The sequence below is a fragment of the Clostridium thailandense genome (assembly GCF_019207025.1).
Taxonomy (GTDB): Bacteria; Bacillota; Clostridia; order Clostridiales; family Clostridiaceae; genus Clostridium_AM; species Clostridium_AM thailandense.
In genome coordinates, this window is sequence record NZ_JAEEGC010000176.1 from 1 (window position 1) to 7,632 (window position 7,632).

8 protein-coding genes are annotated in these 7,632 nt (G+C 34.1%); all 8 read right to left on the reverse strand.

The window, feature by feature from the left end; all coding sequences use genetic code 11:
• Positions 1–706, reverse strand: a 706-nt coding sequence (locus I6U48_RS26290) for a short-chain-enoyl-CoA hydratase (protein WP_218323482.1), incomplete at its 3' end; no start/stop codon positions are given.
• Positions 707–860: 154 nt separating this feature from the next.
• Positions 861–1,778 (reverse strand): AEC family transporter, encoded by a 918-nt coding sequence (locus I6U48_RS26295; RefSeq protein ID WP_218323483.1) that lies wholly within the window; start codon positions 1,776–1,778, stop codon positions 861–863.
• Between the two features lie 410 nt (positions 1,779–2,188).
• On the reverse strand, positions 2,189–3,136 hold the full coding sequence (locus I6U48_RS26300; protein WP_218323484.1) for a 3-hydroxyacyl-CoA dehydrogenase family protein: 948 nt from the start codon (positions 3,134–3,136) through the stop codon (positions 2,189–2,191).
• Between the two features lie 54 nt (positions 3,137–3,190).
• Positions 3,191–4,036: a beta-keto acid cleavage family enzyme gene (locus I6U48_RS26305; RefSeq protein WP_218323485.1), complete on the reverse strand. Its 846-nt coding sequence runs from the start codon at positions 4,034–4,036 to the stop codon at positions 3,191–3,193.
• Positions 4,037–4,204: 168 nt separating this feature from the next.
• Complete coding sequence (locus I6U48_RS26310) at positions 4,205–5,380, reverse strand: acetyl-CoA C-acetyltransferase (protein ID WP_218323486.1); 1,176 nt, start codon at positions 5,378–5,380, stop codon at positions 4,205–4,207.
• An 18-nt stretch (positions 5,381–5,398) separates the two neighbouring features.
• Positions 5,399–6,070: a 3-oxoacid CoA-transferase subunit B gene (locus I6U48_RS26315; protein WP_218323487.1), complete on the reverse strand. Its 672-nt coding sequence runs from the start codon at positions 6,068–6,070 to the stop codon at positions 5,399–5,401.
• A complete protein-coding gene (locus I6U48_RS26320; protein ID WP_218323488.1) occupies positions 6,070–6,726 on the reverse strand; it encodes a 3-oxoacid CoA-transferase subunit A in 657 nt (218 codons plus the stop codon). The genes I6U48_RS26315 and I6U48_RS26320 overlap by 1 nt, the downstream gene beginning before the upstream one ends.
• A 360-nt stretch (positions 6,727–7,086) precedes the next feature.
• Positions 7,087–7,263, reverse strand: coding sequence for a hypothetical protein (locus I6U48_RS29930; protein WP_312891143.1), 177 nt, complete (start codon positions 7,261–7,263; stop codon positions 7,087–7,089).
• Positions 7,264–7,632: the final 369 nt, after the last annotated feature.

Genomic DNA, 7,632 nt, shown 5'->3' on the forward strand with positions numbered 1-7,632 from the left:
AACATTGCCCGAATACTTCTGCTTCATAAGCTATTCCAGTGTCTATATCACACTGCATTCCTTTATTTATAGCTGCTTTACAAAGCTTTACAGCTATTGGCGCTTGAGTTGCTATAGTATTTGCTAAAGTTTTAGCCTCATCCATTAATTGTTCTGGTTCAACTACTCTGTTAACTAATCCTATTCTTAGAGCTTCATGTGCATCTACTATTTTTCCTGTAAATATAAGTTCTTTTGCCATTCCTTCACCAACTATTCTTGGCAATCTTTGAGTTCCCCCAAAACCCGGAGTTATTCCTAATCCTGACTCAGGTTGTCCAAACTTTGCTTTTGAAGAAGCTATTCTTATATCACAAGCCATTGATAACTCGCATCCACCACCTAATGCAAATCCGTTAACAGCAGCAATTACAGGTTTCCCCATATTCTCTAACCTTCTAAAAACTTTGTTACCAAGTATTCCAAAATCTCTTCCTTCTATAGCATTAAGATCCTTCATTTCAGATATATCTGCTCCTGCAACAAAGGCTTTACCTTGTCCAGTTAGAACCACTGCAAGAATTTCTTTATCTTCTACTATCACTTTAATCACAGAATCTAGTTCCTTTAGTGTCTCTGAATTCAATGCATTGAGCGCTTTAGGCCTATTTACTGTAATAACTGCAATCTTATCTTCTTTTTCAAGTATTAAGTTTTTAAATTCCATATTGCTCCTCCTACGTTTATTATAAAATTGTTAATATATAAACAATCAATGGCAACGTCATGTTACTTTTTTTGCCTACAATTAAATTGTACGATTATAAAACCACAAAGTTAAATTGTAAAATAGAAAAAGTCAATTCCGTTTTGGAATTGACTTACATACCAATTAGAAAAATAATTAATGGAACCGTGACTATTGCTAAAAAATTTGACAGTACTATGCTTTTATCTGCAAATAGTTCATCCCCTCCATAGGCCCTTGCAAATACTCCCGCTGTCAAAGGTGCCGGAGTAGCCATTATTACCACAGGGATTACTAGTAAATAACTACTTAACCCAATAAATTTCAATATAAACATTAATGCACAAGGGAATATTAGTAATCGTTCTAATGAATAAATCCATATCATAGGATCATTTATTAGATCTTTAAATTTAATTTCTGCTAAACTATTTCCTACAACCAATAATGCTAATGGTATGGTCATATCCCCTACCCACTCCAAAGGCCTAAAAATGATATATGGCAATTTTGATGAAGTTAAAAAGAAAATAAATCCTATAATTGTAGAAATTAGTCCTGGATTTATTAAATTCTTAAAATTAATTTTTTTACTTTTTTTATCTAAAATCATTATGCCATAAGAAAACATTAATAAATTATAGAACATATTAAAACAAGATGCATAAAAAATTCCTACATCCTTGTAAAGAGCACTTGCTACAGGAAAGCCCATAAAAGCTACGTTTCCAAAAATAATTAAAAACTTCATAATTTTAAGCTTTTCCAAAGGTAAAGAGGATACTCTTCCAAAAATAGTAACAAAAATAATTAATACTACATATATGGCCATAGATATACCTATTAAAGCAATACTATTTTTAAAAAGTTCCTGTGTGAAACTCTTTTGCATAGATGTTAAAATAATTGCAGGAAATGTTACTTTCATAATGACATTGCTTATTACCGATGCCCCATTCTTATCTATTACTCTCAACTTTGTAATAATAAATCCAATAAATATAATTACTGCTAAAACTAAAATGGAATTAATAATTTGCACGTAGTTCATATCAAACTATCTCCTTATTATTTATAGTGCACAATATATAAAAAACAGGGGCTGTCTCACTATAAAGAAATACACCAGGAAGTCAACTTATACGCAGGGAGATGTTTCCTAAGCTTCAGCACATATAAAAACTTTTTAGTCAATCTTAGCGAAACATTTTAGAAAATCTTAGGAGTATTTATATGGTAAAAAGCCTAAATGGCTTTTTACGAGCCACTTATCAATGAGAATTGATAAGTGGGTCCGTCTTGAGGTACGAGTTTATAAATGTTTCTTAGATTTTGAAAATGTTAAGCTTTAGATTGACAAAAAGTTTTTATAGTGCTGAAGCTTGGAAACATCTCACGGAGTATAAGTTAACTTTCGGCGGTTCTTCTCTATAGCGCGACAGCTCCTAGTTTTAGTACCACTTACTTTATATAAAATTCTGATGCTTTCAATTGATGAATTAATCGTCTATTAAATTCTTTTCTTACCTTCTCAATTTCATCTGGATTATAATTATAAAAACCAGCTCCGGATTTAATTCCCAGCTTACCTTCCTTAACCTTTTCACGTAAAATTGGGTTAGCACAGGTTGAGTTATCAATTTCTTTTAGCAAGTTATCTGATACTGTACACCAAATATCCAAGCCACCCAAATCTGCTACTTCTAATTGACCTGTTGTGGCATAACGAAATGCCGGTCCAAATTTTAGTGCCTTGTCTATTTCAGCTGGTTCGGCGACTCCCTGTTCAATAAGAGAAAATACTTCTCTCGCAACTCCTTGTTGAATGCGATTTGCCACAAGCCCAGGAACATCTTTTAAAACTTTTATAGTTTGCTTTTTTATAGATTTAAAAAGCTTTTCCACCTCTTCAAAAATCTCCTCTGGCATATTTCCAAAAAATGACATTTCTACAATAGGCATTAGAAGTGCTGGATTATACCAGTGATTAACCATCATTCTTTTTTTACGCTCATCACTTACACTCACTAGCATCTCATTCAAAGGAAGACTCGAAGTATTGCTTGCAAAAATCGCATGGTCAGGTGCAAGTTTATCCATAGTTGCAAACAAATTTCTCTTCAATTCAATATTTTCAGGTGTAGCTTCAATTATATAATCTCTGTCACTTATAGCATCTTCCAATTTATTACAAAGAGTAATATTTCCTAATGCTCTTATTACAGTTTCTTCATCAAATAAGCTTTCCTCTACTAGTTCTAAAAGTTCATTTTTCATTGTTTTTTTTACTTTTTTCAAAGTTTCTTCATAAGCATCAAATAAATTTACAGGATATCCATAAAGGGCAAATACTCCCGCAATACTATGCCCCATTGTTCCTGCACCAATTACAGCAATTTTTTTAATCATTTTATCATCATTCTCCATTTAAATATATTTTTAATCATTTATACTAAACAAATTCTATTTAGAAAAAGTACACTTTCTAGTAATGTTTAATATTTTTCTTGCATCCTCTGGAGTTGCTACTTCATTTCCTGATATTCTAACTATATCAGCAGCACGTTTTACTAATTGTGCATTAGACTCAGCTAGCTCTCCTGTATTCCACATGACGTTATCTTCCATACCAACTCTTAAATGTCCCCCCATAGCAACAGTAGCTAACATTATTGGCACATGTTGTTTCCCGATACCAAGTGCTCCCCATGTACTACCTTCTGGTATTAACCCTTTTAAATATACTAAATTTTCTATTGTAGCAGTTGATCCACCAGCAGCTCCAAGAACAAATTGATAATGACATGGTGTTTTTAACACACCCTTTTTAATATAATACATAGAATTATAAATCATACCTGCATCAAATATTTCAATTTCGGGCTTTACTTCATATTCTTGCATTGTCATTCCCAATTGCTCTAAAAACTTTGGATGATTTATAAATAAACCACTATGCATCCAGTTCATAGAACCACAGTCATAAGAGGCCATTTCAGGTCTTATAGATTTTAAATGAGCTTGTCTTGTTTCATCTGTTGATGTTATATCTCCTGAAGTTGTACAGTTTATAATAATTTCTGGGCATTTCTCTTTTATTAGACTAACTGTTTCTTCAAATTTAATCTTATCCATTGTCCCATTACCTTCATCATCTCTCATATGAAGATGACAAATTGCTGCTCCAGCTTTATAACATTCAGTTACATCCTCTGCAATTTCCTGAGGAGTCATAGGAACATTAGGATTGTCTTTTTTCTTTGGCCACGCACCAGTTGGTGCAACTGTAATAATTGTTTTATTTGTCATTTCAGTACCCCTTTTCTTATATCTATATTTCGCCAACTTACATGAGTATTGATTTTTCTTTTACTTATGAATTACAATATCTGCGCAAACAAATACACCCTCCATGAAGTAAAAAGAAATTTAAAATTCTTTCTATAAATTTAACTAACAAAATTATGTTAAAAGCCATTATCTTTCTATAATTATTGCAGTTCCCATGCCTCCACCTATACATAGAGTTGCTAGGCCTTTTTTAACATCTCTTCTTTGCATTTCATAAAGTAAAGTAGTTAATATTTTTGTTCCTGAGCATCCTAATGGATGCCCAAGAGCAATGGCCCCACCATTAACATTAACTTTACTCATATCAAAATTTAAATCTTTTGCTACAGCTAAACTTTGTGCTGCAAAAGCTTCATTTGCTTCTATTAAATCAATATCATCTATTGTCAAGTTAGCTGCTTCCAAAGCCTTTTTTGTGGCATAAAATGGGCCATATCCCATAATTGTTGGATCTAATCCCTTTGAACCATAAGAAACTATCTTAGCCATTGGCTTTATACCAAGTTCTGATGCTTTTTCAGCACTCATAACCACTACAGCAGCAGCTCCATCATTTAATCCTGAAGCGTTTCCAGCTGTAACTGTTCCATCTTTTTTAAATGCTGGTTTTAATTTTGCTAATGCTTCAACACTTGTTCCAAACCTTGGAAACTCATCGGTGTCAAAAATTACTTCTCCTTTTCTAGTTTTTATAACTACAGGCACTATTTCATCTTTAAATTTTCCTGCCTTTATAGCTGCTTCTGCTTTTCGCTGTGATGCTGCAGAAAATTCATCTTGCATTCCTCTTGTTAAGTTCCATCTTTCAGCTATATTCTCTGCAGTAACTCCCATATGGTATCCTAAGATAGTATCAATAAGAGCATCATGCATCATTGAATCTACTATTTTTCCATCACCCATTCTTTGTCCCCATCTTACATCTGGTAAAAGATATGGTGCTGCTGACATATTTTCTGCTCCACCGGCAACCACTACATCAGCATCTCCAGCTTTAATCATTTGTGCTGCTAAACTAACTGTTCTTACTCCTGAACCGCAAAGCTTGTTCAATGTAAATCCTGGAACTTCTTCAGGCAAGCCTGCTTTTAACAAAGCTTGTCTAGCTAAACTTTGTCCAACCCCTGCCTGAATAACATTTCCCATTACTACTTCGTCAACTAATTCTGGCTTAATATTTGCTCTTTTTACAGCTTCTTTAATAACTAAAGCACCTAAATCTACTGCTGAAACATCTTTAAGTGTACCTCCAAAGTTTCCTACAGGTGTTCTAACTGCACTGACAATAACAACTTCTTTCATATATAAAATCCTCCATATTTATGAAATATCCATTATTTTTAAATCTTTATCAATAATTAATTCTGCTTCTGTAGCTGCTTTAATATCCTCTACCTTATATCCCTCTGCAATTTCTTTCAAGACTAATCCTGCTTTAGTAACTTCTATTACTCCCATTTCAGTTATTATTAAATCTACTTGATTTGCTGCAGTTAGAGGAAGCGTACATTTCTTTAATATTTTAGGTTTTCCTTTTGCAGAATGTTCCATTGCAACTATAACTTTTTTTGCTCCCATAACTAAGTCCATAGCTCCGCCCATTCCAGGGACCATTTTACCTGGTATAATCCAATTGGCTATGTTTCCTTTTTCATCTACCTGCAATGCTCCTAAAACAGTTGCATCTACATGCCCACCTCTTATAATCGTAAAAGACATAGCACTATCAAAAAATGCCCCGTTAGCTTTGATTCCAGCAGGTTTGCACCCTGCATTTACAATGTTTTTACCATGTTCATAGATTTTATCTTCATCTTTTGCTTCTGTTAAACCAATGAATCCATTTTCGGACTGAAGCATAACATTGATATCTTGTGGTATGTAATTACATACAAGAGTTGGCATACCAATACCTAAATTTACTACATCTCCGTCTTTTATTTCTTTTGCAACACGTTTTGCTATAAAATTTTGAATCTCTTCTTTATTCATTATTCATTACCTCCCCATACTATAAAATCAATAAATATTCCGGGAGTAACTACGTCTTCTCGCTTTATCATGCCTACTTCTACAACTTCTTCAGCCTCAACAATAACAATATCTGCAGCTGTGGCCATAATTGAATTGAAATTTCTCGTACTACCTTCGTAATATACATTTCCAAATTCATCTACTTTACTGCCAGCAATAATAGCAACATCTGCTCTCAAAGGTTTTTCAATTAAGTATTCCTTATTATCTATAACAATTTTATCTTTGCCTTCTTCTACAATAGTACCAATACCTGTAGGCGTTAATATTCCTCCTAATCCTGCTCCACCAGCACGTATTTGCTCTGCTAAAGTTCCTTGTGGAACTAATTCGACTTCAGTAATTCTTTCATTTAGTTGTCTTCCAGTTTCACGATTTGTACCGACATGTGAAGTAATAATTCTCTTAAATTGATTATTTACAACCATTTTTCCAACACCATAGTCAGTGAAGGCTGTATCGTTGCAAATTAATGTTAAGTTAGATACTCCATTCTCAACCAATGCCTCTATCAACTTATGAGGTGAACCGTTCCCTAGAAAGCCACCTACCATAATTGTCATTCCATCTTTAATTTTTGAAACCGCTTCATCTAAGGTAATTACTTTATTCATTTATGTCCCTCCCTTAATTAATTGTATATAGTTGCTTGTCTTTATAACGTCAAATCCCTTTCCTCTATTGATTATCCAGGCGTTTCAATATCTAAAGCAACAATTAATCCAATAATCAGTGTAACAAAGCCCAAGAATATATTTTCTCTACCCAAATCGTTCCACAAAAAATCCACAATCAAGTGCACTGATACCACCTACTGATGTTATCAGTATCATATTTGCAGTTGCATGAGATAGTAAAAATTTTCATTAAATAAATAAATGTTTAATTCAGCGGAGACTCGCTTCTTTTCATCTGCTTAGTAAGCTTAAAGAAGCCATCTCCTGTCTTTAAGATTACTAAGCAGATGTGATGACTCATGTGAATGTTCTAAATACTGCAAGACATAGCTGTGTATGTTCCAAGTCAAGTCGAGACCAGCCATATCGGCATTCTCCAACGGTCCAAGCTGAGGCCAATCGAAGCCCAAAGCTGTTCTTTACGGCAATATCGACAGTCTCTGCGTCTGAGATACCATTTTCGACTATGGAGATAGCCTCTCGCCATAGATATACTTTTTAGCCAGATTTTCAGCGGTTACCCCATATGATAACCCTTCATAGCTCATACCAAGCCGTCATGCAACATGCTGACTATAACAACATCTCTCATAATGAGATGCATCCCTTCAGTATAGCAGCGGGAGGCATATATCCTATGCCATCCGCTAAACCATTGTTTTATTTATTTTTTATTTCTGTTAAACAGTTTCTGGATATATTCCATGGCATTAACGCCGCCATGAGCTTCATCAGCAAAGCCTGTGCCAGCATAGAAATATTCTCTTGTTGGTACTTCGTTAACGTCATCTTCATCAATTTCCGCAACACAACGAGCCATCGCACCGTCGCCCATATACCATA

Coding starts and splice junctions, on each gene's coding strand:
- I6U48_RS26295 (WP_218323483.1), bottom strand. CDS start 1,778: ATGAACTACGTGCAAATTATTAATTCCATTTTAGTTTTAGCAGTAATT.
- I6U48_RS26300 (WP_218323484.1), bottom strand. CDS start 3,136: ATGATTAAAAAAATTGCTGTAATTGGTGCAGGAACAATGGGGCATAGT.
- I6U48_RS26305 (WP_218323485.1), bottom strand. CDS start 4,036: ATGACAAATAAAACAATTATTACAGTTGCACCAACTGGTGCGTGGCCA.
- I6U48_RS26310 (WP_218323486.1), bottom strand. CDS start 5,380: ATGAAAGAAGTTGTTATTGTCAGTGCAGTTAGAACACCTGTAGGAAAC.
- I6U48_RS26315 (WP_218323487.1), bottom strand. CDS start 6,070: ATGAATAAAGAAGAGATTCAAAATTTTATAGCAAAACGTGTTGCAAAA.
- I6U48_RS26320 (WP_218323488.1), bottom strand. CDS start 6,726: ATGAATAAAGTAATTACCTTAGATGAAGCGGTTTCAAAAATTAAAGAT.